The 25858-nt window shown below is 34.5% G+C and carries 40 protein-coding genes; 11 read left to right on the top strand and 29 right to left on the bottom strand.

Features of this window, described 5'->3' with window-relative positions; genetic code table 11:
• The first annotated feature begins 12 nt into the window (after positions 1-12).
• The 3 genes from DN394_RS02050 to DN394_RS02040 are packed head-to-tail and all read left to right on the top strand — an operon-like array spanning position 13 to position 934.
• Entirely contained in the window at positions 13-345 is a 333-nt protein-coding gene (locus tag DN394_RS02050; protein ID WP_000312344.1) for a DMT family transporter, read from the top strand.
• A gap of 1 nt (position 346) precedes the next feature.
• Positions 347-661 (top strand): DMT family transporter, encoded by a 315-nt coding sequence (locus DN394_RS02045; protein ID WP_046956356.1) that lies wholly within the window; start codon positions 347-349, stop codon positions 659-661.
• 15 nt (positions 662-676) lie between these two features.
• On the top strand, positions 677-934 hold the full coding sequence (locus DN394_RS02040; protein ID WP_046956355.1) for a DUF3975 family protein: 258 nt from the start codon (positions 677-679) through the stop codon (positions 932-934).
• Between the two features lie 16 nt (positions 935-950).
• On the opposite strand, the gene DN394_RS02035 is transcribed toward DN394_RS02040, so the two are convergent.
• From DN394_RS02035 to gcvT, 12 genes are all read right to left on the bottom strand, one after another.
• Complete coding sequence (locus DN394_RS02035; RefSeq protein WP_002008512.1) at positions 951-1139, bottom strand: hypothetical protein; 189 nt, start codon at positions 1137-1139, stop codon at positions 951-953.
• A 247-nt stretch (positions 1140-1386) separates the two neighbouring features.
• Complete coding sequence (locus tag DN394_RS02030; RefSeq protein ID WP_097993722.1) at positions 1387-1980, bottom strand: ABC-2 transporter permease; 594 nt, start codon at positions 1978-1980, stop codon at positions 1387-1389.
• Positions 1981-1993: 13 nt separating this feature from the next.
• Positions 1994-2617: an ABC-2 transporter permease gene (locus DN394_RS02025; RefSeq protein ID WP_097915843.1), complete on the bottom strand. Its 624-nt coding sequence runs from the start codon at positions 2615-2617 to the stop codon at positions 1994-1996.
• Positions 2618-2649: 32 nt separating this feature from the next.
• Positions 2650-3282 carry an ABC-2 transporter permease gene (locus tag DN394_RS02020; protein WP_097915841.1) on the bottom strand — a complete coding sequence of 211 codons (633 nt, stop codon included), beginning with the start codon at positions 3280-3282 and terminating at the stop codon, positions 2650-2652.
• 14 nt (positions 3283-3296) lie between these two features.
• On the bottom strand, positions 3297-3965 hold the full coding sequence (locus DN394_RS02015; protein WP_097915839.1) for an ABC-2 transporter permease: 669 nt from the start codon (positions 3963-3965) through the stop codon (positions 3297-3299).
• Positions 3946-4818: an ABC transporter ATP-binding protein gene (locus DN394_RS02010; protein WP_000891315.1), complete on the bottom strand. Its 873-nt coding sequence runs from the start codon at positions 4816-4818 to the stop codon at positions 3946-3948. Before DN394_RS02010 ends, DN394_RS02015 begins: the two co-directional genes overlap by 20 nt.
• Positions 4819-4821: 3 nt before the next feature.
• Positions 4822-5196, bottom strand: a complete 375-nt coding sequence (locus DN394_RS02005; protein ID WP_001021351.1) for a GntR family transcriptional regulator — start codon at positions 5194-5196, stop codon at positions 4822-4824.
• Positions 5197-5312: 116 nt separating this feature from the next.
• Positions 5313-5504, bottom strand: a complete 192-nt coding sequence (locus tag DN394_RS02000) for a hypothetical protein (protein ID WP_000535935.1) — start codon at positions 5502-5504, stop codon at positions 5313-5315.
• 70 nt (positions 5505-5574) lie between these two features.
• Entirely contained in the window at positions 5575-5778 is a 204-nt protein-coding gene (locus tag DN394_RS01995) for a DUF3929 family protein (RefSeq protein WP_000639158.1), read from the bottom strand.
• 445 nt (positions 5779-6223) lie between these two features.
• Positions 6224-7699: an aminomethyl-transferring glycine dehydrogenase subunit 2 gene (gcvPB, locus tag DN394_RS01990; protein WP_000795689.1), complete on the bottom strand. Its 1476-nt coding sequence runs from the start codon at positions 7697-7699 to the stop codon at positions 6224-6226.
• Positions 7696-9039, bottom strand: coding sequence for an aminomethyl-transferring glycine dehydrogenase subunit 1 (gene gcvPA, locus DN394_RS01985; RefSeq protein WP_000903246.1), 1344 nt, complete (start codon positions 9037-9039; stop codon positions 7696-7698). The genes gcvPB and gcvPA overlap by 4 nt, the downstream gene beginning before the upstream one ends.
• A 20-nt stretch (positions 9040-9059) precedes the next feature.
• Positions 9060-10160, bottom strand: a complete 1101-nt coding sequence (gene gcvT / locus DN394_RS01980) for a glycine cleavage system aminomethyltransferase GcvT (protein WP_000631766.1) — start codon at positions 10158-10160, stop codon at positions 9060-9062.
• Positions 10161-10552: 392 nt separating this feature from the next.
• Here gcvT and DN394_RS01975 point away from each other — a divergent pair, with 392 nt between their 5' ends.
• Both DN394_RS01975 and DN394_RS01970 read left to right on the top strand, forming a co-directional pair.
• Positions 10553-12235 carry a DEAD/DEAH box helicase gene (locus DN394_RS01975; RefSeq protein WP_087981917.1) on the top strand — a complete coding sequence of 561 codons (1683 nt, stop codon included), beginning with the start codon at positions 10553-10555 and terminating at the stop codon, positions 12233-12235.
• Positions 12222-13016, top strand: coding sequence for a YqhG family protein (locus DN394_RS01970; protein WP_098208621.1), 795 nt, complete (start codon positions 12222-12224; stop codon positions 13014-13016). The genes DN394_RS01975 and DN394_RS01970 overlap by 14 nt, the downstream gene beginning before the upstream one ends.
• A 37-nt stretch (positions 13017-13053) precedes the next feature.
• Here DN394_RS01970 and DN394_RS29250 read toward each other — a convergent pair whose 3' ends face one another.
• A complete protein-coding gene (locus DN394_RS29250; protein ID WP_000064668.1) occupies positions 13054-13185 on the bottom strand; it encodes a hypothetical protein in 132 nt (43 codons plus the stop codon).
• Positions 13186-13281: 96 nt separating this feature from the next.
• A complete protein-coding gene (locus tag DN394_RS01965) occupies positions 13282-13509 on the bottom strand; it encodes a hypothetical protein (RefSeq protein ID WP_000032702.1) in 228 nt (75 codons plus the stop codon).
• 73 nt (positions 13510-13582) lie between these two features.
• Here DN394_RS01965 and DN394_RS01960 point away from each other — a divergent pair, with 73 nt between their 5' ends.
• Together DN394_RS01960 and DN394_RS01955 are read left to right on the top strand one after the other, a co-directional pair.
• Positions 13583-13699, top strand: a complete 117-nt coding sequence (locus DN394_RS01960; RefSeq protein WP_003279814.1) for a hypothetical protein — start codon at positions 13583-13585, stop codon at positions 13697-13699.
• Between the two features lie 140 nt (positions 13700-13839).
• On the top strand, positions 13840-14472 hold the full coding sequence (locus tag DN394_RS01955) for a VC0807 family protein (RefSeq protein ID WP_087981921.1): 633 nt from the start codon (positions 13840-13842) through the stop codon (positions 14470-14472).
• A 67-nt stretch (positions 14473-14539) separates the two neighbouring features.
• Here the strand turns inward: DN394_RS01955 and DN394_RS01950 are convergent, their stop codons facing one another.
• From DN394_RS01950 to comGA, 10 genes are all read right to left on the bottom strand, one after another.
• A complete protein-coding gene (locus DN394_RS01950; protein ID WP_000106080.1) occupies positions 14540-14740 on the bottom strand; it encodes a YqzE family protein in 201 nt (66 codons plus the stop codon).
• A gap of 38 nt (positions 14741-14778) precedes the next feature.
• Positions 14779-15276: a shikimate kinase gene (locus DN394_RS01945; protein ID WP_098208622.1), complete on the bottom strand. Its 498-nt coding sequence runs from the start codon at positions 15274-15276 to the stop codon at positions 14779-14781.
• Between the two features lie 118 nt (positions 15277-15394).
• Positions 15395-16045, bottom strand: coding sequence for a 2OG-Fe(II) oxygenase (locus DN394_RS01940; protein WP_046957539.1), 651 nt, complete (start codon positions 16043-16045; stop codon positions 15395-15397).
• A 174-nt stretch (positions 16046-16219) separates the two neighbouring features.
• Positions 16220-16591 carry a competence type IV pilus minor pilin ComGG gene (gene comGG / locus DN394_RS01935; RefSeq protein ID WP_088123395.1) on the bottom strand — a complete coding sequence of 124 codons (372 nt, stop codon included), beginning with the start codon at positions 16589-16591 and terminating at the stop codon, positions 16220-16222.
• Entirely contained in the window at positions 16588-17058 is a 471-nt protein-coding gene (gene comGF / locus DN394_RS01930; protein WP_000923108.1) for a competence type IV pilus minor pilin ComGF, read from the bottom strand. The genes comGG and comGF overlap by 4 nt, the downstream gene beginning before the upstream one ends.
• Entirely contained in the window at positions 17028-17330 is a 303-nt protein-coding gene (locus DN394_RS01925; RefSeq protein ID WP_097915827.1) for a competence protein ComG, read from the bottom strand. The genes comGF and DN394_RS01925 overlap by 31 nt, the downstream gene beginning before the upstream one ends.
• Complete coding sequence (gene comGD, locus DN394_RS01920) at positions 17323-17778, bottom strand: comG operon protein ComGD (RefSeq protein WP_000810391.1); 456 nt, start codon at positions 17776-17778, stop codon at positions 17323-17325. The genes DN394_RS01925 and comGD overlap by 8 nt, the downstream gene beginning before the upstream one ends.
• The gene (gene comGC, locus DN394_RS01915) at positions 17775-18074 is read right to left on the bottom strand and encodes a competence type IV pilus major pilin ComGC (protein ID WP_001178693.1); all 300 of its coding nucleotides are present in this window, start codon (positions 18072-18074) and stop codon (positions 17775-17777) included. The genes comGD and comGC overlap by 4 nt, the downstream gene beginning before the upstream one ends.
• A gap of 11 nt (positions 18075-18085) precedes the next feature.
• Complete coding sequence (gene comGB, locus DN394_RS01910) at positions 18086-19117, bottom strand: competence type IV pilus assembly protein ComGB (protein WP_098085116.1); 1032 nt, start codon at positions 19115-19117, stop codon at positions 18086-18088.
• The gene (gene comGA, locus DN394_RS01905) at positions 19110-20153 is read right to left on the bottom strand and encodes a competence protein ComGA (protein WP_060488444.1); all 1044 of its coding nucleotides are present in this window, start codon (positions 20151-20153) and stop codon (positions 19110-19112) included. The genes comGB and comGA overlap by 8 nt, the downstream gene beginning before the upstream one ends.
• Before the next feature lie 206 nt (positions 20154-20359).
• On the opposite strand from comGA, the gene DN394_RS01900 reads away from it, so the two are divergent.
• The 3 genes from DN394_RS01900 to DN394_RS01890 all read left to right on the top strand — a co-directional run bounded on the left by DN394_RS01900 (position 20360) and on the right by DN394_RS01890 (position 22923).
• Positions 20360-21055 (top strand): helix-turn-helix transcriptional regulator, encoded by a 696-nt coding sequence (locus DN394_RS01900; RefSeq protein WP_000434130.1) that lies wholly within the window; start codon positions 20360-20362, stop codon positions 21053-21055.
• Positions 21056-21179: 124 nt separating this feature from the next.
• Positions 21180-21422, top strand: coding sequence for a DUF2626 domain-containing protein (locus tag DN394_RS01895; RefSeq protein ID WP_000440719.1), 243 nt, complete (start codon positions 21180-21182; stop codon positions 21420-21422).
• 106 nt (positions 21423-21528) lie between these two features.
• Positions 21529-22923, top strand: coding sequence for an L-cystine transporter (locus DN394_RS01890; RefSeq protein ID WP_046956341.1), 1395 nt, complete (start codon positions 21529-21531; stop codon positions 22921-22923).
• A 231-nt stretch (positions 22924-23154) separates the two neighbouring features.
• Here DN394_RS01890 and DN394_RS01885 read toward each other — a convergent pair whose 3' ends face one another.
• The gene (locus DN394_RS01885) at positions 23155-23562 is read right to left on the bottom strand and encodes a hypothetical protein (protein WP_046957547.1); all 408 of its coding nucleotides are present in this window, start codon (positions 23560-23562) and stop codon (positions 23155-23157) included.
• Positions 23563-23649: 87 nt separating this feature from the next.
• Positions 23650-23865: a DUF3912 family protein gene (locus DN394_RS01880; protein ID WP_001008334.1), complete on the bottom strand. Its 216-nt coding sequence runs from the start codon at positions 23863-23865 to the stop codon at positions 23650-23652.
• A 254-nt stretch (positions 23866-24119) separates the two neighbouring features.
• Between DN394_RS01880 and DN394_RS01875 the strand changes: the two genes are divergently transcribed.
• Positions 24120-24431, top strand: a complete 312-nt coding sequence (locus DN394_RS01875; RefSeq protein ID WP_001093232.1) for a hypothetical protein — start codon at positions 24120-24122, stop codon at positions 24429-24431.
• Here the strand turns inward: DN394_RS01875 and DN394_RS01870 are convergent.
• From DN394_RS01870 to DN394_RS01860, 3 genes are all read right to left on the bottom strand, one after another.
• Positions 24421-24918: a hypothetical protein gene (locus DN394_RS01870; protein WP_149293561.1), complete on the bottom strand. Its 498-nt coding sequence runs from the start codon at positions 24916-24918 to the stop codon at positions 24421-24423. The genes DN394_RS01875 and DN394_RS01870 overlap by 11 nt on opposite strands.
• A gap of 79 nt (positions 24919-24997) precedes the next feature.
• Complete coding sequence (locus DN394_RS01865) at positions 24998-25372, bottom strand: nucleoside 2-deoxyribosyltransferase (RefSeq protein ID WP_097915823.1); 375 nt, start codon at positions 25370-25372, stop codon at positions 24998-25000.
• Between the two features lie 96 nt (positions 25373-25468).
• Positions 25469-25729: a DUF3966 domain-containing protein gene (locus DN394_RS01860; protein WP_000817963.1), complete on the bottom strand. Its 261-nt coding sequence runs from the start codon at positions 25727-25729 to the stop codon at positions 25469-25471.
• Between the last annotated feature and the right edge of the window lie 129 nt (positions 25730-25858).

Below are 25858 nucleotides of genomic sequence, written 5' to 3'. Positions count from 1 at the left end.
GAGAAATGACATATGGCTTGGATTTATGTAATCATAGCTGGTATTATTGAAATCTTTTGGGTTATTGGACTTAAAAAAGCGGAGGCACCACTTGAATGGGCTGGTGTTGCGTTATTAATTACAATTAGTTTCGTCTTATTATTTAGAGCTTATAAAGATTTACCTGTCGGCACTGTATACGCAGTCTTTACAGGAATTGGAGCTGGTGGGATCGTTCTTACAGAGATTTTCGTCTTCGGAGAACCTTTCTCTATTGTAAAAGTTTTATTAATCGGTTTAATCTTCTTCGGAGTAATTGGGCTAAAACGAGTCACAGAAGAAAAAGAAGCGAAGGAGGCCGCATAAAATGGCTTGGTTATTTTTAATTCTAGCTGGTATTTGTGAAATTATTGGTGTACTCTTTATGAAAGTAGCCACTGAAAAGAAAGGCTGGGCACCAAAAGTTATTTTAATCGCTAACTTCGGCGTAAGTTTCTTCTTCTTATCCCTTGCGATGAACACGTTACCGATGGGAACTGCTTACGCGATTTGGACTGGAATCGGAACTGCGGGAAGTGCACTTCTAGGTATTCTTATTTTCCGCGAATCAGCGGATTGGCGTCGTCTTGCCTTCTTAAGTTGCATTCTATGCGGCGCTGTTGGCTTAAAACTATTAAGCTAACGTGAGGTGAATGTCATGTGGAAAGAAAAAGGAAAACAAATGTTAGCATGGATTACACTCGGGATCGTCATTCTATTACAAATCAGTTTTCATACAATAGAATGGTTGTTTCATAAAGTAGTATCCATTTTCACCTTCCTTCCTAGCATGGCACTTGAAATTGCATCTATTGCTTGGTCTATTATTGCCTCCATTGCAATCGTCATTATATGGAGTATCGCCAAACTATGGAATAAATTATTTAAAAAGGACAGTACTTCTGAAAAAGAGTAACTGTCCTTTTTTATATTCATTCAGACTTTCTGTAGAAGTTTGATGTGATAAGACAAAGAAGACCAACTATGACAATGCTTATACCAATCCCTTTATGCAAATTAGGAAATGGCGATGGTATATCTGCATAAAAATTTGCTAATATGAGACCGATTGAAAATAAAAATATCCCTATTCTATATAACCATTTTCTTTTGTTCATCATTCTCCCTCCTAACATTTTTCATACACTCCTTTCCTTTGGACATACTACCTAAAAAAGGAGTGAATACTATGCAAAATTCTATACATAAGCAGATCCTATTTTTATTTTTCCTCTTTCTCATTCTCGTTATCGTTTTCAGCTTTATATTACATACTCCAAAAGATGTTGTACCGAATAGCCTCTCTGTTTATAAACTCTTACTTTCATATTGTCGTTATTGAATAAGGTGCCTTCTATAAGGCACCTTTTAAAATTCTCTCTTCTCATACAATTTCACTGAAACGAAGATAGATACTATGAACATGCAAATTGAACTAATGAATAACATGCTGTTATATAGTTGAATTTGTTCCATGCCGATTTCAAAGAATATGGTACCAATTGCTGTTGGTGCTATTAGTATAAAAAGCGTCATAAAAGAAGCTTTTTTATACCCAAACCAAAACAATATCGGTAAAACAATGCTTAAATATATAAAAACAAAGCCAGAAATCGTAATTACTGTTGTCGTTACAAATTCAAAAGTTCCATCTTCAAATCGATTGATTACTACAGGACTAGACACTAGCATACTTATAATAAAAATAATAAGTGCCATTATGTATTTAGCTAACACAATTTGCTTTCTCGCTAGCGGCAAACTATTTACTATTACTTCACTATTATATTTTTTATCGTCATTAAATGTTTTTAAAATTGCTATTACTGGAATTATGGCTGACATAATTATGTAAAAACTTTTCATGTCTATTAATGTCATATACAAGAAAAGAGGGTATATTAAGTGCCATATTAAATACTTCCATTGCACGATAAAGTCTTTAATTATAAGTTGCTTCACAATCACTCCCTCCTTATAAATCACGCTCATTATACAAATGAATTGAGAAAAACATGGACATAACATATAAAAGAAGCAGCCCTGCTATAAAACAAATATTTACGACTAGACTCGTGTTCCAAGCATTTTCTACATCTAACCAGACGTTACTTACAATCAGTCCACTTAAATAACCAAATGCAATTCCGATGAAGGGAGCAATTTGTTTTGCGCTGCTATATCCTACTGAAAATTCGATTGGGAGTACGATTATGCTATAAACCAATCCTCCCGTTATTCCGCCAAGAATCGCTCCCCATAGCATAAATCCAGTTATATGTTCATTTTGCAACTGTATTAAACCAACCACTAGTGAGAAACATCCACCTAGAGCAACTAAAATACTTACAAATACGTATTTACCTATGACAATATCTTTACGGTCAAACGGTAAACTATTTACTATCAGTTCACTTTTATTTTTCCCCTCATAACTCATTGACAGTATCATCCCAAGAGCAGGTATAAACATGCTAAATGTCATCAAAAAACTATCACTACGAAAATCAACAATAGCAAGGAAGAACAAACATATTAAATACGCAAAACTTAACTTTCTTTGCAACATCATATCTTTTAAAACTAATTGCTTGATCACGTATTACACCTCCTAATATGAAAATGTCCCTTCTATAACTCTGCCTCCTGAAACATTTTCATTGAGAGAAACATTGATATGACTATACTTACTAACACTCCGATACCAAGAACACTCATTGCTAGTGTAGCTTCTTGAGAGTGGAGTACTTTTAACATAATTGTTTTATCACCAAAAACATTGCACATAAGGCCAATCATACCCGTTAAAGGAAAAATCATAATCACATTCAAGACAGTAATAGCTTTATATCCTCCAATGTAATTAGCAGGTATCGTTACTACACAATAGATCAAAGTTGCTACTATTGCTGAAAATATTGCATATCCAGGCATAACTATATCTCTGTTCAATAAAATGTTTCCTAATATTACGACCATAAAAGTTGTACTCAAACCAGCAATAATAAATAATGTACTTGAAATATATTTAGCTATAACTATCTCTTTTCTCGTTATAGGCAAACTCACTAATACTTTTTCTACTTTACTTTTCTCTTCATAATAAAAAGAAATATATATAATCGTACTACATGTTATAAATAATCCTATTGCAATCCCTATTGGGTGAACGGGGTTCTTAGAAATAGAGAAAATAGGTATTAAAAAATATAAAATAAACATTTTCTTCTGTAAGAAAAACTCCTTCAAAATCAACTGTTGCATATGAATTCTCCTCTCTATAAATCACGCGTTTCATAAATTTTAATTGTAAGAAGCATAGAAACGATATAGACACTAGCTAATATAATTCCTCCAACTATAAATACACCAATATGTACCGGATTCATAATCCACTCAAGGAATGAAGGTGTTGTTTCATCCAATCCATCTCCTATGAATATCCAAGCAATTCCACCAACTACCATTGATGCTCCTAACACTATACTTCGTGCTATCTTTGACCTTGTAACATAATAACTAGGAAAGAATATTACAACAAAAAATATGGCGTAAACAACTCCCTTTATTACTTCATACCACAAAATCTCAATATAAAGTTTAGGATAGTATGCACCGATATCACCAATAACAGCGATACACCTTATAAGAAAAACAACTAGCAGAGTGGAAACCATGCCCCCTACAATGAATATTGCACAGGAAATATATCTAGCAATTATGATATCCTTTCTGCTTAACGATAAACTATTCATAATAATGTCACTTGTATTTCGTTCATCTATTGCGACTAATATCATAACTGCGGAAAGAGTTATAAATAAACAACTCATAGGAAACAGCATTCCATCACCGTTTTCAAATAAAAAGAATATAAAGGGTATAATAAGATACACTGGCCATATCCCCCGAAAAAAGAACAAATCTTTATAGATGAGCTGACGCATAAGCACCTCTCCCTTTTGCGGTGTAAACGATAATATCATCTAATGTAGGCTTTTCTAGTACAACCTCATTTCCAAACCAATCGACAATTGCTTGTTTATCCTTCGCTAAACCTTCGAAACCAAATTTATTTTTTCGTAATCCAACAAATAATTCTTTTCCTTCTCGGTCTAATAAATCGTTACTTCCTTTTACGATTACATAGTTCTCCATTAATTCATCTTTCTCACCAGTAAATATAATTTCTCCATCATTGATGAACGTAATATAATCTGCGATACGTTCTAAGTCTGTTGTAATGTGCGTTGAGAATAATACGGATACTTCATCCTCCATTACAATTTCTTGCAAAATATCAAGTAATTCACTACGAACAACTGGATCTAATCCTGCTGTCGGTTCGTCCATGATGATAAACTCCGCGTGATGTGAAAGTGCAATGGCAATCGCAAATTTCATTTTCATCCCTTTTGAGAGTTCTTTAATTTTTTTATACTTCGGAACTTGTAATCTGTGCATATACGATTTGTATTGCTCTTCGTCCCACTTTTTATATAACGGTGCAATAATACGTTTCATTTGTTCACACGTTAAATCTTCGTAGTAATGATTTTCATCATATACAAAACCGATATTTTGTTTTATTTCCTTTTCAGCTTTCTTATTGTCTTTGCCAAAAATTTTTATATCGCCGCTATCTTTTCGAATTAAATTCATAATCATTTTGATCGTCGTACTTTTCCCTGCGCCATTCGGTCCGACAAATCCCATAATATATCCGCGTGGTAACGTAAAACTTATATTTTTCACTGCAAAATCTTGATAACTTTTACAAACATTTTTTAGCTCTAACATCTCTTATTCCCCCTCATATAAACACGCAATCATCTGCTGTAAATCTTCAAGTGAAAGCTGCAACGCTTTACTTTCATTTACAATCTCTTCCGCTTTACTTTCCAATAGACGAAGCCTTTGTTCTTTTAGTAGTTCATTATTTTTACGTGAAACATAAGTCCCCTTCCCAGCAACAGTTTCTATATATCCTTCTTTTTCAAGCTCCTCGTACGCACGCTTCGTTGTAATTACACTAATTTGTAATTCCTTCGCTAAGCTACGAATAGACGGTAATTGGTCTCCACCCTTTAAACCACCATTTAAAATAAGCTGGCTTAATTGTTTTCTTATTTGTACATAAATAGGGTCTTGGGAAGAATTCGAAATAATAATATTCATGTTTTCCTCCAGTGTGTATATACTGTGTATACCTTATATATACAGTATATGCACACCATCCTATTTTTGGCAAGAAAAAAAGACCAACATTTTCCTGTTGGTCTTTCGTATATGTATCACTTTTCAAAGCGATCTAACATCTCATCTCTCATTCCAAAACTCACTACCGCAATTCCTACATACATAAACAGAAGGAACGCCGGATGAACTGTATTGTACCAAGTGCTATCAACAATTAAATAAATCGTTAATGCTACAACAAGAACAAACGCTAAGATAAACATATAAAAGTGTCTTGTACTACCCATAATAAACTCCTCTCTTCTCTCGTCACCATTCAACAGTATATTGTATCGAATAATTCGATATGACTCAAGGTTAACTTTCTGTTATGTAATCAAGTTCCACCTTTACAATGTCCTCACATGCTATTGAAATGATTGTTCCTTTCTTATCAATTGCCGTCACTTCTCTATTATCCATTACACGATGTGCTACTCTTTCTAATACTTTTCCTTGATCTCGATAACAAAATTCTTTTACATCTTTAATCGTTTTTCCGTTTTCTAAATGGTATATCATTCTATAACACCGATATCCCACATTTTCACCCCCAACTTGCTCGTTTTTTCACATATACATAAAAATGAGTCATTCCTATCTCATTGCATCTTCTTAATTTCAATAAAATTCTAACAAAAATAAATACTTTTATCAAACTGACTTTTTCAACAAAATCACCTATGAAACTACTTCTTTACACCATTATGAAACAAAAAATATAAAATTTTAACATTTTCTTCACTAGTTCTGCATAAAGTGAAACTTTAATCAGCGGGGGATTTTTGTTCATCCCCACTGATTATTAGTTGAACCAATCGGACATTTACGGGCAGTTTATCTCCCACCTAACTCCTTTGCACCAGCCGAGTTTTCAGGTGGGAGTTTTACCGCCCGTTAATGTGGGACAAATTCTCCATACAAAAAAAGAACCCGCATATAGCGAGTTCTTCCTTTGTTATGCTAATCAAACTTGTACAGGAGCTAGCTTTTCATAACGTAAAACTGGTTTACGTGCAGCCAATGTTTCATCCAAACGTTTAATTACCGTTGTATGTGGCGCTTCTTGTACAACTTCTGGATTTTCTTCTACTTCTTTAGCAATTTGAATCATCTTATCAATGAAACCGTCTAATGTTTCTTTTGATTCTGTTTCTGTCGGCTCAATCATAATACATTCTTCCACATTTAATGGGAAGTAAATTGTTGGTGGATGGTAACCGAAATCAAGCAGGCGTTTTGCAATATCTAATGTACGTACACCAAGTTTCTTTTGACGACGACCTGATAATACAAACTCATGCTTACAATGTCTATCGAATGGCAGATCATAGAATGGCGCTAGCCTTCTCATCATATAGTTCGCATTTAATACCGCATACTCCGTTACTGCACGTAGTCCATCTGGACCCATAGAACGAATATATGTGTATGCACGAACGTTAATTCCGAAGTTACCATAGAATGGTTTTACGCGCCCAATTGCTTCTGGACGATCATAGTTAAAGTGATAGCCATTTTCTGTTTTCTCTAAAATTGGTTTTGGTAAGTACGGAATTAAATCTGCTTTCACACCTACTGGACCAGAACCTGGGCCACCGCCGCCGTGAGGACCTGTAAATGTTTTATGAAGGTTTAAATGCACAACGTCAAATCCCATATCTCCTGGGCGTGCTTGGCTTAATACCGCATTTAAGTTTGCACCATCATAGTATAATTTACCGCCTGCGTTATGGACGATTTCTGCCATTTCTAAAATATTTTCTTCGAATAGACCTAATGTATTAGGATTTGTTAACATAAGTGCTGCTGTTTCTTCGTTTACAACACGTTTTAAATCTTCTAAGTCAACAAGACCATGTTCATTTGATTTTACTGTAATTGTTTCAAAACCAGCTACAGTTGCAGATGCTGGATTCGTTCCGTGAGCAGAGTCAGGAACAATTACTTTCGTACGGTTAAAGTCACCATTTGCTTCATGGTATGCACGAATTAACATTAAGCCTGTCCATTCTCCGTGTGCACCCGCTGCTGGTTGCAATGTAACAGTATCCATACCTGTAATCTCAATTAAGTGCTCTTGTAAGTCGTACATTAATTCCATTGCACCTTGTACTGTCTTTTCATCTTGTAATGGATGAATATTTGCAAATCCTGCGAAACGAGCTACATTCTCATTAATTTTCGGATTATATTTCATCGTACAAGATCCAAGTGGATAGAATCCAGAATCTACACCGTGGTTACGGTTTGAAAGTGCTGTATAGTGGCGCATAATGTCAAGTTCAGATACTTCTGGTAGCTCTGCATCTTCTACTCGAATATAATCGCTCTCAAACACATCTTCTAGTTTCACTTCTTCTACATCTAATTTTGGTAGGCTATATCCTATGCGTCCTTCTTTACTCACTTCAAAGATAAGTGCTTGGTCTTGATTCTTCATTGGATAGCCCCCATTTCGTTTACAAGTGTGTCAATTTCCTCTTTTGTACGAAGCTCAGTTACTGCTACAAGCATATGGTTCTCATGCTCTTTATAATCACGGCCTAGGTCGTAACCTCCGATAATATTCTTTTGTAATAAGGCATCGTTTACTTCCTTCACTGGACGCTTGCAATCTACAACAAACTCATTGAAGAATGGTCCAGCAAATGTTACAGTGAAGCCTTTCGCTTCAAATTGACGTTTTGCATATTGTGCTTTAGAAATGTTTTGACGTGCCATTTCTTTCACACCTTGTTTACCAAGTGCCGTCATTGCAACTGATGCTGCTAATGCATTTAACGCTTGGTTTGAACAAATGTTAGACGTCGCTTTATCACGGCGAATATGCTGTTCACGTGCTTGTAACGTTAATACAAATCCACGTTTACCATCTGAATCTACAGTTTGTCCAACAAGACGTCCTGGAATTTTACGCATAAATGCTTTCGTTGTTGCAAAGTAACCACAGTGTGGTCCACCAAACTGCGTTGGAATACCAAATGGTTGTGCATCACCGATTACAACATCAGCACCAAATTTTCCTGGTGGTGTTAATGCGCCTAATGATAATGGATTTGAAGAAACGATAAATAATGATTTTTGTTGATGAACGATTTTTTCAATATCAGCTAATTTTTCAACTTGTCCGAAGAAGTTTGGATATTGAACGATTACACAAGCAACTGTATCATCTACTTCACTTTGTAATACGTCTAAATCTGTTACACCATCTTTATGATTAATTTCAACAACTTCAAGATGTTGACCTTTTGCATACGTTTCAAGGACTGCTCTTGATTCTGGATGAACTGCACTAGATACAAGAATTTTCTTTTTGCGAGTATGGCCAGCTGCTAGCATTGCCGCTTCAGCTAAAGCTGTACCTCCGTCGTACATAGAAGAGTTTGCTACATCCATTCCTGTTAATTCACAAATCATTGTTTGGAATTCAAAGATCGCTTGTAATTCCCCTTGTGAAATTTCTGGTTGGTATGGCGTGTAAGCTGTATAAAATTCTGAGCGAGAGATAACGTGATCTACAATTACTGGAGCGTAATGATCGTATACACCTGCTCCTAAGAAAGAAGCGTATTCTTTTAAGTTAGCATTTTTACTAGCCATTTGAGTTAACTCTTTTAAAAGCTCTGGCTCTGATTTTGCTTCTTTAATTTTTAAATCCCCTTTAAAACGAACACTCTCTGGAATATCAGAGAATAACTCATCGATCGTTTGAACGCCGATCGTTTGTAACATTTCTTTTTTGTCTTCTTCTGTCATTGGAAGATAACGATGCAACATGAAATCTACCCCTCTCCCCGTTACTTTGAACGTTTATAAAATGGTGTTGGAACAACTACTGCTTTGACGCGTTTATTACGAATTTCAATTTCTACTTCTGTATCAACTGCTGCGTATTTTACATCAATTAGTGCTAAACCAATGCTTTTCTTTAACGTTGGAGATTGTGTACCACTCGTTACTTCCCCGATTTTTTCTTCTCCAATAAATACAGGGTAATGTGTACGAGGAATTCCACGTTCGATTACTTCGATGCCGACTAACTTACGAGGCGCACCGTTTTCTTTTTGCTCTTTTAACGTTTCTTTTCCAAAGAAGTCTGCTTCTTTATTTGGTTTTACCGCAAAGCCAATGCCAGCTTCAATCGGTGTAATATCTTTTGATAATTCTTGACCATAAAGTGGTAATGTTGCTTCGAAGCGAAGTGTATCACGAGCACCTAAACCACATGCTTTTAAGCCTTCTTCTGCTCCAACTTCAAGAAGTTTCTCCCAAAGTTTTGCAGCATCTTCACTCTTACAGTAAATTTCAAATCCATCTTCACCTGTATAACCTGTACGAGATACAAGTGCTGGAATTCCATCTACAAGAATATCGTTTTTAAATTTAAAGAACTTAATTTCTTTCAAATCTTCTGACACAACTTTTTGTAAAATGCCTTCTGCTTTTGGTCCTTGAATTGCAAGCTGTGCAACTTCACTAGAAACATTGACTACTGTCGCATCGCCAATTACATGGCTAGCTAACCATTCGTAATCTTTCTCGATATTTGATGCATTGATTACTAATAAATAGTCTTCTTCACCACGTTTGTAGATTAATAAATCATCTACTGTACCACCATTTTCGTAGCACATAGCTGTATATTGTGCGCCTCCTACCTTTAAAGTAGAAACGTCATTTGTAACAACACGTTGTAAAAATGCTAAACTATCTACACCTTTTACCTCAACTTCTCCCATATGAGACACATCGAACAAACCTGCAGCCGTACGTACAGCTTCATGTTCTTCTTTAATGCTTGAAAATTGAACTGGTAATTCCCAACCACCGAAGTCGATTGTTTTTCCACCATACTTCGCGTATACATCAAATAACGGTGTACGTTGTAATGTAATCATGCTCTCTCCCCCTTATGCTTTGACAAATCAATAAAAGTTGCTCGCCATATCTAAACATTTTCACTCTGAAAAGATAGGATATACGGAATCTCATTATATTTTTTTATGAAAGCGTAAATAAAAAATCACTTTCTTGGATAAAATACGAAAGATTCCACACATTTCACACCATTATCCTAACATCATTCGCTATATTTCATCAATATTCTAGCATAAAAAATAATTTAGAATTTTTCATTCTTAATCTTATTAAATACAACTTTCAAAATTTAGCCCTTTATCTTTGTCTATTCTTTAACTTTCAGTATGTGTAATAGAGCCTTATTACAAGGCTTATATAATAAAGATTTTTCTAATAATTACTTTAGTTTATAGAAGGTGGGAGAGTCGTAATGAATGTCGATATTTCCGTAGATCGAACGTGGCAAAACAATTTTTTAAATAGAATTAACGAAGATGGTCCTTGGACAAACTGGGATTTATATCATTTAGCTTATAAAACAGAAAAATCATTACTTGTTCCTACTTTCGATGGATTACAAGCACCGAAACATTTATCTCATTTCACACCACTTCCTCATCAATTAGAAGTCGCTCAAAATGTCATTGAACAAATGAATGGTAAAGCGATACTAGCAGATGAAGTGGGACTTGGGAAAACGATTGAAGCTGGGCTTATTTTAAAAGAATATATGGTCCGCGGCCTTGTGAAAAAAGTACTTATACTCGTCCCTGCCTCTCTCGTATCACAATGGGCATACGAATTAAATACAAAGTTTTTTATTCCAGCTGTAGCCCAAAAGAAAAGCTACTCGTGGGAACAAGCCGATGTGATCGTATCATCAATTGATACTGCAAAACGTTCACCGCATCGCGATATCGTTTTGAACTTAGAATATGACCTTATTATTATCGATGAAGCACATAAACTTAAAAATAATAAAACAAAAAACTATGAATTTGCACAGCGATTAAAAAAGAAATTTTGTTTATTATTAACCGCTACACCTGTTCAAAATAAGATTGATGAAATTTTCAACCTCGTTTCTTTATTAAAGCCAGGACATTTAGGCAATCAATCCAACTTTGAAGAATATTACGCTTCAAAAAATCGTTCAGCCGAATCTGATGAAGATTTAAAAGCTCTTATTAACAAAGTGATGGTCCGAAATCGACGTCATAATACCGGAATTGATTGGCCAAAGAGACATGTACGTACAATTTTTGTTGAGTTTAATGAAGAAGAGCAAGCTTTGTATAATGGTATTGAAAATTGGCGAGGACAAGATGCCTTCTCATCTGCCTTCTCATCGTTAACTTTAAAACGGGAAGCGTGTAGTAGTCGTGAAGCTGTTTACTATTCATTAAAAAAACATGTGGAAAAAAGGCAGAAAGAAAATGAGCATTACATAAAAGACCCGCATATTGATGTGCTAATGGACAAAATTAATCATATTCCTTTCAACTCAAAAGCGAATAAAGCACTAGAGCTTATAAAAGAAATTGACGATAAAGTCATTATCTTCACTGAATATAGAGCTTCACAAATGTATTTACAATGGTTTTTACAACAACACGGTATTTCTTCCGTTCCATTCCGCGGCGGGTTTAAACGCGGGAAGAAAGATTGGATGAAGGAGCTTTTCCAAAACCACGCACAAGTATTAATTGCAACCGAAGCTGGTGGTGAAGGGATTAACTTACAGTTTTGTAGCCATATGATCAATTATGACTTACCGTGGAATCCAATGCGTCTTGAACAAAGAATCGGACGTATTCACCGTCTTGGTCAAAAGAATGATGTTCATATTTATAACTTAGCTACAAAACATACTGTTGAAGAACATATTTTGAAACTGTTATATGAAAAAATCAATTTATTTGAGCGTGTTATCGGTGAACTTGATGAAATTTTAACGAGAATTAATATGAAAAACATCGACGCACATATTCAAGAAATATTTGCGCAATCAAAAAGCGAAGGAGAAATCCGAATTAAGATGGAAAACTTAACATCTATTATCGACTTCGCGAAACGAAATGAAGCTGAGGTGCAAGGCTATGCAGCAACATGAAATTCATAATTACTTATACAATTTTTTCGAGGCGAATAACTGTGAAATTTTACAGCGCTCCCCTCATCTATTAGACGTACAGTTAACAATTGAGATGGATAAATTATTAATGAATCGCCCTTTTTATTGGCACTATCTTGAGAAAACAGGAGGCGTACCGAATCCGATGCGCCTTACTCTTCTTACAAATCCAGAAAGTGAAGAAAGCGATGGTGAGCTTATTCACTACGGTTCACCACGTCTTCATCAAATTTTCCAAACGACAAAAGAATTAGGCTCTTACATACGTTTATATGAGGAAGTACGGCATAGCGGGGCAACGCATACACCACTCCATCCTTGGCTCGGTGTAAATATTAAAGTTTCCTATCAATGTGATCGAAAAAAAGACATTCTTCACTCTATTGGTATTCATCTCATTTCTGGCACAATGATTGCAAACTTTCATGAAACATTAGCTAAAATTAAACTTACACCGAAAATACCTGACTTTTGTTTTACGCTCTCGCCTATCATTAAACCGCAAAGCGGTTTACAACGTATAGAGGATGCTTTAAAGAATATAATTGCAGAAGATGACCATACGTGGGCGAAAGAAGCAAGAGTGCGCTGGAATCACGATTTAGATCTTTTAAATCGTTTTTATGAAGAAAGTGATGAACTTCCTGAAAGCTATGAAATTGAAAAACAAGCCTTGCAAGAACAATATGAACCCCGCATTACAGTGCAAATTATTAACGGCGGACTCTTTTATGTTACCGCGAATCATTTTCTTTCTTAAAAAGCCCCTTCTGTTTTAGAAGGAGCTTTATTTTGAGTTACTCTCTATCTTCATTACGCTCTTGTTGTTTTTGCTTTGCCATACGTTTTTGATACGCACGATCCTTTGCACTCACATGATTTGCATCAGTTGGAAGATTTTCTTTTGAACGGCCAATTCCATTGCTCATCTTTTCACCCCTTTTTATATCTTTCAAAATACCCCCTTATTTTCAGCAAGAGATGCAATCCTTATACAAAAAAATAAGAGCAGCCATTGGCTACTCTTACTCACTCACGTATTTTTGAAACATATCATGGATGCCTTTATTTACTAGGTTCGAGATCTGCTCGTCAGATTTATTCGGATAACGATCACGCAATCTGATAGATGCCTTCACCATTAAATTTTCTAATACAGAACGGCCACCTTCTCCATAAATAATTTCAGCATACTTAACAAGCCTTCCATCCTCTACTGTTGCTGGATTATGATTGAAGAAAAATTTACTCATTGTCTCCACCTCTCTATTTTGATAACGTTTACATTTATATAGATTATTTATGTTATTTATTTCACAATATTGTATGCATGTATATTTAATTAGTTTCATTATAAAGCAACATATCGATAGTAAATATGTGATTTTCCGTCCATTTTGTGAACAAACCAAAAATGAAAGCGTTTCCTTTATTATATACTAAAAAAACTTACTACGCTAGGGGCAATTTTTTTAATCTACTAATCCCTCAAAAAGTAATATATTTTTTCTTTTCCCCTTAAACCTTATACAATTTTCAGAAATTATATTATAAAATATATGTATGACTTAAGGAGGATTTATATGAATCAAAATAAAAAAGCTATATTAGATCTTGTCTTTTATCTCGTAATCCCATTCCTCATTTGGAAATTTGCAAAACCTTATATCGATCCTTATTACGCGATGTTACTTTCCTCTGTTCCAGGGATTATTTATACACTGTATACCTTTAAAAAAGAAAAACAGTTTAACGTGACAGGGTTCTTTATTTTAATTACACTCATTTCTAATACAACAGTAGACCTATTATCTGGATCAGCTGAACGAATGTTGTGGAACGATGCGTATTATCACATCGTACTCGGTATTATCGTCATATGTACAATTTTTATAAAAAAACCACTTATGTTATATTTCGCAGCAGATATTTCCGCATTGCAAGGCCATGACCGTGATAAAAGTCGTGAACTGTATCGTGATAGTCGTATCTATCCAGCACTACAATACTTAACGCTATTTTTCGGCCTACAATTCATATTAAAAAGCTTCTTAAAAATTTATTTCATCTCTGTTTTCGGTGTAGATGGCTATGGTGAAATGAGAGCAATTATGACCGCTGTTGGATGGGGCATTTCCATTTGTATCGGAATTGGATTTGTTTGGGTAAACAATAAAATACATGCCGTTACAGAAGAAAAGGAATCCGTACAGTAAATGAAAACCCCCTAGTAGCATCATACTACTAGGGGATTTTCATTTTGCTACACATATTACGAAATCGTTAACTTGATTTTTTTCTTTTATCTTTTACGTTTCGATAAAACAAAGCAGCACTAAGCGGCATAACACCAAACCACTTATTCATAAATGGTTCTTTTTCAGCACGGCGTTGTTCTTTCTTTTGTTTACGATCTTCTTTTGGAGCATCCATGTACGACACAAATTGCTGTGTCACAAAGCGAACATAATCATTAGTAGACATATTATCATCACCTCTACTTGATTAGTATGTCCACTTTTTTATCCATTAATCTTTTCTTTTAATTCATTCATAATTTGCTTTACAGACTTATTCGTCGTATCGATATGAACATGAGCCTCTTCATAATGAGCTCGGCGCGATTCGAATTTCATTACAAATGCCTCTATATCTTTCTTCTGAAATAGTGGACGTGTCGTATCTTCACGAAGCCTTTCTGCAATTACATGTGGATCACAATATAAATACACGACAGTTCCATTTTCCTTCATCCACTTTCTGTTTTCCTCTCGTTCAATGATTCCCCCGCCAGTTGTAATAATGACATCATGAACAGGCAGTGAACGTAACATTTCACTTTCATATTCCCGAAAAGCGATTTCGCCTTCTTCAGCAAAAATATTACGAATCGCCTTCTCCTGCTTCTCTTCAATTTTTTGGTCTGTATCGACAACCTCCATATGAAGTTCTTTACTTAACGCTTTTCCAATTGTTGTTTTCCCAGCTCCCATATAGCCGGTTATATATATAGATTTCATGTTCGTTCCTCTCAATCATCCGTTATTATTTGTTATTATAACGAAAGATTTCATTATTTAATAAAAAAACGTTTTGTTCTCCTTGTACAATGAAGAACAAAACGTCACATACACGTTTTTACTTATAAGTGCCTCTTCTCACCCACTGCGTTGCAATCCATTTCTCGCCTTTCGTTACAGGTGCCCCTCCGTGTAACGTAAGCTCATTTAGTGATTGATCTTGATAAAAATACTCAAAGTATACTGCCATTCCCTTTCTAGGGTGCACAGAAAGATTTAATTTCGGGAAGAACGTTTCTCCGCCTTCTTCTACATCATTTAAATACATGATAAGCGTACTGATACGATTATTAGCAGCTGATCTACTATGTTCCGCAAAATAATCATAGTGCGCTTTATATTGTTGATCCACTTCATAATTTAAAATGTGCAATCCTTCTCCATGTGCTACAGGAACATTCATGATAGATGAAATTCGTTTTTCAATCTTTACAGTAAGCTCATTGTCTTCCAAAAATGCACCGCTACTCGTTCGAATATCATTTACATCACGTGATGAACCAACTTTAGAACGTTTCATTTTACTTTTAGACAATTCAATCAATTCGTCGCATTCTTCATCACTTAATACATTTCCTAACACGACAATAAGAGGTTCTTCGAATTTTGAAATAATGTGTATTTCCCTATCTTCCGTCATAATTGCATTTCCTTTATGATCAAAAATAGTTTGTTCCTTATTTTCACCTATTTGATTGTTATTTGTCATTTCCCTATTCTCCCTAAAAATATATGTTTGGATAGCTTGAATATATCATATTCTTTCTACCTTTCTCTTTTTTGAGAAAATTTAAACTTTTGATTGTTTTATTTATCCATTTTCTTTGAAAAAATAGCCTCTTTTAAAATGAGAAATTATGGTTTTATCCATATATTTCACATACTATCCTTCTATCCAATCGAATATTTTCTCATCCTTTTTTCTATACCGGAAACTAACCTTGTAGAAAACTTCTTGTTTTATTTTGCACTGCAACGAAACGAGTATAACATCGTTTTCAAAGACGTAATTCCCACTTGCTTCGCCCTTTTCATATTGAAAGAAAAAAGTATCTTCCTTTTCTTTTTGCTGTAAGTCTTTTTTTATATTTGTAATAGATCGATTTAGTAGTTCCTCCAGTACAAACTTTTGCTTTATTTCAATATAAAATTTTTTATCTATAAGCAACATATTCGTTTCGTATACAAAAAACGAAGTTAATAATACAAGAAAAATAATTGTTCCTGGCATCGTAAATCCATCTTGTTTTCTCATATATTTATTTCCATTTCGCTATATCTTACAGCTACACCTTCATATATTTTCCCACTCATATCTTTCACATTTATAAAGAGCAGATGAGGTGTTACTTCGTACGAAACCATTTCAACATTTTGTAATATAACTTCTCTTCCGCGCATATTCACTTTTCTTATAAGATGATTATTCAATTTTTCATACGTCACTTCATCTCCAGTGCGAAGACGGAAGCGCAAAAGATTATCTTTATTTTCAGGGACTATTTTTTCTACAAAAGATACTTCACGAAACTCTAACTGTACTTGTCCTATAAACACATCCCATTCCCAATTATTTAATCCTTTTGATTGGTTGTTTTCTATTCCAATAAAATTCAAACGTGGTAAAAGTAAAAAGAACAGTGATAACAGAAAAAAACATACGATCATTTCTATTAATGTAAACCCAACTTCTAATTTATTTTTTCTCCTGCATAAAAGCATTGTTCCATCATTCTTCCTTTCACATCTTTCCACGTAGCACAAACTTCATTTCCTCCCCAATATGTGTAATATACATTTCCGTTTACGACTTTTTCTTGCGGTCGTTTCGCCCCATTCTCATACATATATAAAGCTGCTTCCCTTTTTAATAATACAAATGCTTTATAACGAATTTGTATGTTTTTTCGTTCTTGCATAACCAATACTGTTTGCGGAAGTAGTAAAGATACTGCCATCATTACTATACTTAATGCTACAAGCATCTCAGCCATCACTGACCCTTTTTGACATTTCACGATACGTAAATCTCCCTCTCCCAAGCTGAAATACAATCTCATATTTATAACTTCGATACGAAAGTAAAATAGTGCCACCTCTATTAATATTTCCACTCGGATTATATGTCATCGGATTTGGAAAAGTATTCAAATCAATTTGTATATCGCTATCATATTCTCTTTTAATGATAGTAAGATTCTCACTTAGCTCCCCTATATAATACGTATGTCTATCTTTATACCATCGTAATGTATAGTGTTTTTGACGGTTTATCGCTAATTGTTGCATATACAAAATATCGTTTGAAAACTGTCTTAAAAATTGTTCCACTTTTTGTTTTTCATGTAATGAATGTACGTTAAAATACGTGACCATACTTAGTACAGAAATTGCAAATAGAACGAGTAGCATTTCTAAAAGAGTAAAACCTTTTTGTTTCACAGTTTCCCAGTTGTTACTGTGCCATCATTTGAAATATGAATGGATTCACCATTCGGACACTCATCAGCTGTAATATATTTTTCATCCCTTAGCTCTTTTAGCGAGGGAATTTTATTATGTTGTAAATGGTATGCTTGTATTTGAGCTTCTATAGATTTCACATAGGCTTTACATCCTTTTCCTTCGACGGATGAACGCTGTGTAACTACATTCGGAATAATTAATAGTAATAATACAGTTATGACGACCATAACTAATAACATTTCTAAAAGGGTAAACCCTTCTTCATTCTGCATGTAAATGCCTCCTAAATAGAATTCATCATTTGAAACATTGGCATAATCATCGCTAAATACATAAGAACGACTATTCCTCCAATACACGTAAATAAAATTGGTTGAATGATCACTAACATACGTTTAACTTTTTGCTCCATCTTTTCCATAATAAGATCGCTATAGTCACCTAATTCAATCGCCAAATTACCGTTTGCTTGTCCATGCGTAATAATATAAGAAAGTTCTTCCTCATAATATCCGCTTTTAGCAATAATAGATTGCAACGGTTCTCCTGCAATTAATTGGCGTTCAATTCGACCCGCTTCATATTGAAAGAACGGATGATAATTTTGCTCCATCATTATTGTTAGGGCCTCAAGTACTGATAGTCCACCTTGTAATAAACCGCTCAATTGAGTGGCGAAATAATGTGAATGCTTTAAAATAAGAAATGTTTTTACGAGGGGGATACGAAGCATAATTTTTACCTGCTTCATATGCGGGAGTTTCCGAAAGTAAAACATATATACACTACATCCAATCATAATGATAAAAATAGTGCTAAAAATAAGGCTGGGTAGCAGCTTAATTGCACTTAATATTTGTTCTGTAAATAACGGTGCTGTGGAACCAAACGAACTATATACCATGTCAACCTGTGGTAATAAAATGCGATTAAAAATCAAAATCATGATTAGTAAAAAGAACGCCAAAAACATAGGATACTGCATTATTTTTATCATATCTTTCCTATACTTATCCTTTTTATAAAGAAGTGCGCTCCCTTGTTGCAACGCAAAAGAAATATCACCATGTTGCTCAGCATAAAATAAATAACTTAACACCTCCTGATGAAACATTAATTGATGAAAAGAATCGTGTAGACTTTTTCCATCTTTTAATCCATCAATCATGCGCTGCAATTGTACTTTCTTTTCTAAAGGTAATTGAAACCGTAAAAATTCTAATGCCTGCAAAAGGGAGTATCCTTTTTCTAATAGTTCTCCTAATCGTTTCAGCAATACTACTTGATCACTTAAACTCCATATTTTCTTAAACATACACATCCTCTTCTAAAAATCCTAAAGCGTATCCTTTTCGTATCGAAGATTCTAATGTTTCGTGCTTGTACGTGACACATTCCCCGTTTGCTTCTTTAATTGCTTGTTTTAACTCATATCCATATAACAACTCATAAATACTCGCTTGTCTTACCTGCCTCATTGATTTACATAAAGTTGAGCACTTTCTTTGGCAAAACGGACACTTCAATTCGACAAGTCGCTGTGCAGCTATAGCCAATAAAGATTGTTCAATCTCTTGCCTCGTTATACCGAAATCCATAAATCGGAGTATCGCCCCTTTCGCATCACTAGTATGCAGTGTCGTCATTACTAAATGTCCAGTCAAACTTGCTCTTATAGCGATTTTCGCTGTTTCTTCATCACGAATTTCACCGACTAAAATAATATCTGGATCATGACGTAAAATGGCCTTTAGTCCCGCCTCATATGTGATACCTGCTTTTTCATTTATTTGAATTTGTAATACATCGTCATTTCTTTTTTCAACTGGATCTTCAAGTGTAACGATGCGACGTGTTTTCTTTTTTTTAATTACCTCTAATAATGCATACATTGTTGTTGTCTTCCCCGAACCAGTCGGTCCAGTAAATACGAGTAACCCATGTGAATAGTGTAAAAAAGAGAGTAGTTTTTTCGCTGTACTTGGAAATAACGAAAGATGAGATAACGGCTGAATAGATGCTTGTAAATGAAGACGAATAACGAGACTTTCTTGGTATACGGTTGGAAGCGTGGAAAGGCGTAAATACACTTCTTGTCCATCCATTTGTAAATACAGTGAACCATTTTGTGGCTTCCGTCTCTCCCCTATATCCATGGATGCTAAAAATTTAAAGTGTGAAACAAGTTTTTCTCCAAATTCCTTTTCGATACAGTGTTTCGTCATTAAATCTTTTCCTATACGCAGTTGAACCACTACATCCTTCTTCCTGGGCACAATATGTAAATCCGAAGCTTGTACCCTGCACGCCTCTTTCAAAATCGTATTCGCAAAAATTTCAATTCCATTCATCATTTTTTCCCTCCCCACTATGTATATAGCATGAAAAAACAGATAAGAAAAATCGGCATTTTTGTATTTTCACTAGAGAAAAAAGGGAAAATATGTTTGTGAAATTATGAACAATTTCCGAATTATTGTCTGAAATTACCTATATGGAAGTTTATCTGTATTATAATGTTATTATCTTGGATAAAGTGATAAAGGTGGAGATCCTCATGGAACAAGCTTTAAAAATTACAGGCGTATTATCTGACCCAACTCGTTATTACATTTATAAATATATTTCTCAAAAACATAGTTACGTAACTGTACAAGAAATTGCAGATGAGTTTGAGATTCATCCAAACGTAGCACGTTTACATTTATCTAAATTAGAAGATGTTCATATGCTGAAATCGGAAACGAAAAAAACTGGAAAAGGCGGAAGACCAAGCAGATTATATGTATTATCTGAAGATGTGATTCAATTACAATTTCCATTCCGCGATTATCAATTGTTAGCAAGAATAGCATTTAATTCTTTACTTAGCCTTGGCGCCGCTGGTGAAAAAGCGCTATACGAAACAGGAAAACAATTCGGGGCCGAGTTAATGCAACAACATATGCAGCGTTTACATGTGAATGAAGATGCTTTAACAGTAGAGCAAAAAGTCCAAATTGCAAAAGAAGCTTTCTCAACAGCTGGTTTATCACCTGCATTTGAATTAAGTGCAGATGGAACGAAAATTTTCTACGATGTACACAATTGTCCATTTAAAGAGGTTGCTGTTCATCACCCAACTGAAATTTGTAATATGCACGGAGATATGATGAAAGGGATTTTTGAAATCCTATTCCCTAACATGGAATTAACTCGAAACGATAGTCTACTAGATGGATGTAAATCTTGTAATTATAAACTAACAATTTAATTTCTCATATAAAAAGAAGCCAATTATAATTGGCTTCTTTTTATATGAACGAATATTTACAATAGTAAGAAAAATAAACTATAATGAGGAGAGGTTTACTTTTTTAGAAAAGGAGGGAGATGGCATGGAGCGCATGTTTCGCGTTCTCGGCTTTTGGACTGGAATTTTCTCGGTTATGTTTTACGTAGGGGATATGCAACAGGCTGCACTACTATTTTTAGGACAAACAGGTTTCTTCGTACTTTTAAGCTATTTAAATTTAACAGAGCGTATGTATATATACGTATTCGGGGCATATTTAACTGTTTTCTTCATAGGATTTACATACTACACGACGTTTTTACTTGTCCCTGGAGCTGGACATTAAAGATGGCATTTTGCCATCTTTTTTTTAATTCCGTAATTTCCTAGTTGACTTATAGGTTTTATTACCTTATATTCTATATAACAGATTGGAATTAGGGGGAATCAACATGAATACACTGCTTGTCGGAATTAACGTTGCAGTCATGATCATCTTAGTTGGCGTATTATATTATATGCAACGTAAGCATGTATCTTTTAATAAACGTGTATTTACTGCTTTAGGAGTCGGAATTATATTCGGTCTTATATTACAATTTATTTATGAGCCAACTTCTAAAGTAATTATTGAATCAAATACTTGGTTTGGCTTAATCGGTAGCGGTTATGTGAAATTACTTCAAATGATCGTTATGCCACTTATTTTAGTATCTATTATTTCCGCATTTACAAAATTACAGTTAACGAAAAACCTTGGTAAAATTAGTGGTCTTATTATCGGAATTTTAATTCTTACTACAGGAATCGCTGCAGCTGTCGGTATTGCTGCAAGTGCAGGATTTGATGTATCAGCAACAGGCTTGCAACAAGGTGATGCAGAATCTGCTCGTCTGAAGTTAGTTGAAGAAAGATTTACTTCTATTGAAAAAACAACAATTCCAGATAAATTATTAGAGCTGTTGCCTACAAATCCGTTTCTTGATTTAACAGGTGCTCGTCCAACATCAACAATTTCTGTTGTAATATTTGCAGCCTTTATCGGTATCGCCTTTATAGGGGTAAAACGAAAATATCCAGAACAAGCAGAACTATTTAAGAAAATGCTTGATGCTGTATATGCAATCGTAATGCGTATGGTAACATTAATTTTACGTCTTACTCCATACGGCGTATTAGCTCTTATGGCAAAAACAGTTGCTGGTAGCGACATAAATGCTATTTTAAAACTTGGTAACTTCGTGTTAGCGTCTTACGTAGCACTTATCGTAATGTTCGTTATCCACTTATTATTAATTGCTCTATCTGGTTTAAATCCAATTCAATATTTAAAAAAGGTGTTCCCTGTATTAACATTTGCATTCACATCTCGCTCTAGTGCTGGTGCAATGCCATTAAATATTGAAGCGCAAAAAGAAAAGCTTGGTATTTCCGAAGGGATTGCAAACTTCGCAGCATCATTTGGAGTATCTATCGGACAAAACGGTTGCGCAGGTATTTATCCAGCAATGCTTGCAATGATGGTCGCTCCAACTGTAGGAATCGATCCATTACAACCACAATTTATTTTAACTTTAATCGCTGTCGTTGCTATTAGCTCATTCGGTGTTGCCGGTGTTGGTGGCGGTGCAACATTCGCAGCGTTAATCGTACTATCTACAATGAACTTACCAATCGGTATTGTCGCTCTTGTTATCTCAGTTGAACCATTAATCGATATGGGTCGTACAGCTCTTAACGTAAGTGGTTCTATGACAGCAGGTCTTATTTCTAGTAAATGGCTTGGTGAATTAGATCAAGATACGTACAATCAAGATGATACAAAAACTGGTGAAATTGCTTCATAATGAAAAGGACGCTAACAAAACTGTTAGCGTCCTTTTTTAGTTCTTTCCATCTTCCTCTTTTTCTTTTATACATAAGGCATAACATATTGTCTCAAATAATATAAGTAAAGCTCTACCAATTACTTCAACCATGGTAAAACACCACCTATATATTATTACGCATAGATATAATGAAATAATACCATTTTTCATTTTTTTAATAACTATTAATTATAAACTAAAGACTAACTATTATTCCTCATCTGCAAACTGTAAAAACTCTTCCAACCGCTCCTTTAACTCCTCCTCTATCTCACAATAAGTTTCATCAACAAGTTCACCACTTAACTTACTTCCCCAAAACCTTATTTGAAGCGGTACTCCTAAAAAATAATTACAACATTCCCAGATAGGAACTGTATAAAATTCAATCATCTTTCCTTCTTCATCTAATACAGCTATCGAAATCGATGAATAATATCCTGTTTCAAAAGGATTTTCTTTATCTCTGATGAGTTCTATAAATAATTCCATGTTTTTTTCTATGTACAAATGTGAATAATCTTTAAAAAGTTTAAATGATATTCTCTCTATTTCCTTCTCCATGCATTGAACCTTCTCTTTTAACTCCAATGTAAAATCTCGTTCTTTATACTTCATTTCCGTCTCCTTACACATAGAAAAAGAGAATACAATAATATATTCTCTTTTCTCAAATATATTTCATTATCTCACAGCCCGTCCTTTTCACAAATAACCATTTTGTTCGCACCATTTATGAAATTGTCCTACGTCTACTCCAACTAACACGATATCCTTTAGCTCTACATCAATGATTTGTTCTCCAATTACAATAGCAAACTGCGATTCTAATTTTGTCTCGCTGTTCTTTACAATTCCAATTCGGTTCCGATGCGGTCCATCTTTTATATATGCTTTTTGTCCTACAATATCAAAGTTCAAGTCTCTCACCTCTTTTATTGCGCTTAAATTTGAAATACGAACTCAAATTCGGAAATTTTCCTTTCCTTGCACTATTTCTCTATATATATGACGAAACAATAAAAGAGTCCTCCCTTCTTTACAATTATTTTTTCTTTGTTTCATTTTTGTGATTGAAACGTAAAGTTTATAATAAAATACACTTGGAAGCGCTTTCTATGTAATTTTTTATGTTATAATATATAAGTAGAACTTCGCAAAGAGGGTTAAAAAAAATGAATACAAAAATGATTAAAAAAGTAATTGACGCATTAAAAGTATATGGCTTTCAGAATGTATCATTCTGTGACAAAACGAAACAATTTTTATTTCATAACGAAATGGATATTATGAGCGGCTATGCAGAAATAACATATAGTAGTCAATTTGAAAAATTCAACGTACAAATTCATCCGATTGAAACACATCACCAAGCAGAGTTACAAGAGGTTGAAAGACATATACAGGCCTGTATAAGGAAAGTGGAATATTTAAACGCACTTCTTAGCGGGCAAACAAAACTAGATGACAAAATTATTATAATGTAAAAAAAGAACGTGATATCCTCACGTTCTTTTTTGTAATGGATTGTAATACATCCATTGCTTCTCCAAATGTCATATCAAATATCGTCTTATCCTCTATGTATGGAAATTGTCTAAAGCGCTTTTCTAACATTTTCACGGCGTCCGACGTAAAGTGTACACTATCAATGCCAAATTCTGTTTCAAGAAGAACGATCCAATCTAACACATGAAAACCTAATCCATTTACGAATGAAATAAGTTTTTCTTCTGGCTGTGAAGATAAGAATACGTGTCGTTCCATCTCATCGAAAAGTTCTTCACCTAAAACTTCTGCTAATTCATCATCATGTTCGCGTTCAATAATCTCTTCATATCCGTAATCATCCACAAGCTCTTCTACTTCTTCACTGTCCTCACAAAGCAATTGACTAAGAACGGCCCCTTTCTTAAATTCACTATTTTGTACAACTTCTAAAAAGCTCGTTTCCCATCCATTTTCTAATTTCATATTATATACTCCTTTATATACGTTTCTTATCATCACTGTTCCCAAAAGATCACTTTTATAACCTTTTAGGTCGTTACTATTATTTCACATGATTCATAACATAAGATGCAAATTCAGTTGCATCTCCTTCAAAAATATTTATTTCTGGCAAATGATAGAACGTTGTTTGAAGCGGGTTTCTTTCATGATATACATATATCTTTTTCTCTAGCGCAATCGCCATTCCAAACTCTGTATGGCTCCCTTTTCCGCCATCTAATATAAGTAAAAAGACATCCGCTTCTTTAATAGCATTCTTTTCTGCCTGACCAATTTCTCTTAATTGATCTTGATTCACTGCTCTTTCGTTTCTTGTCCAATCATATGTATGGTGCCATCCTGCATGTTTCAGTTCATTTGCTATAGAACGTACAAGATGTTTATTTTGGAATCCTGAGGCGACATAAAAATTCATTTATATACACTCCTTCATTATGTACGGGAAACTCCTTTTAGCGTTAATTGCTATAAACATAATAAAGAACGACTTCAAAAAAAAAAATCCCCCTCTTTAAAACTTATTTGCGTTTAAATGATGGGATTCTTCATGCTCTTCTTTTATTTTCTTCTTTTTATAACTTTCATCAGCTAACATTTCTAGTTCAGCTGTTATTTCTGATTTTTCAAGCTCTCTTTCTTGCGAAAATTTCCTTGAAATATAAACAATAACACTACCAACGTACAACACAAAGCATATAATAAGTGCAGTATTTTCATAGAGACTTAGCTCCAACACAGTCACTCCTAATCCATTCGTATTTTCACGCTTCATTAATTGGAATTTCCCTACTAATCCATTTGTTACCCCGCTATTCGAGGGCAGTAAAACCCCCACCTCAAAATTCAGCAAAAATAAAGAAGTTAGGTGTGGGATTAACTGCCCGTAAAAGCCCGATTGGTC

It is taken from the genome of Bacillus sp. BB081 (genome assembly GCF_008368895.1).
Taxonomy (GTDB): domain Bacteria; phylum Bacillota; class Bacilli; order Bacillales; family Bacillaceae_G; genus Bacillus_A; species Bacillus_A wiedmannii.
Note: the sequence above shows the minus strand (reverse complement) of the source record. Positions and strands in the feature narration are given on the sequence as shown.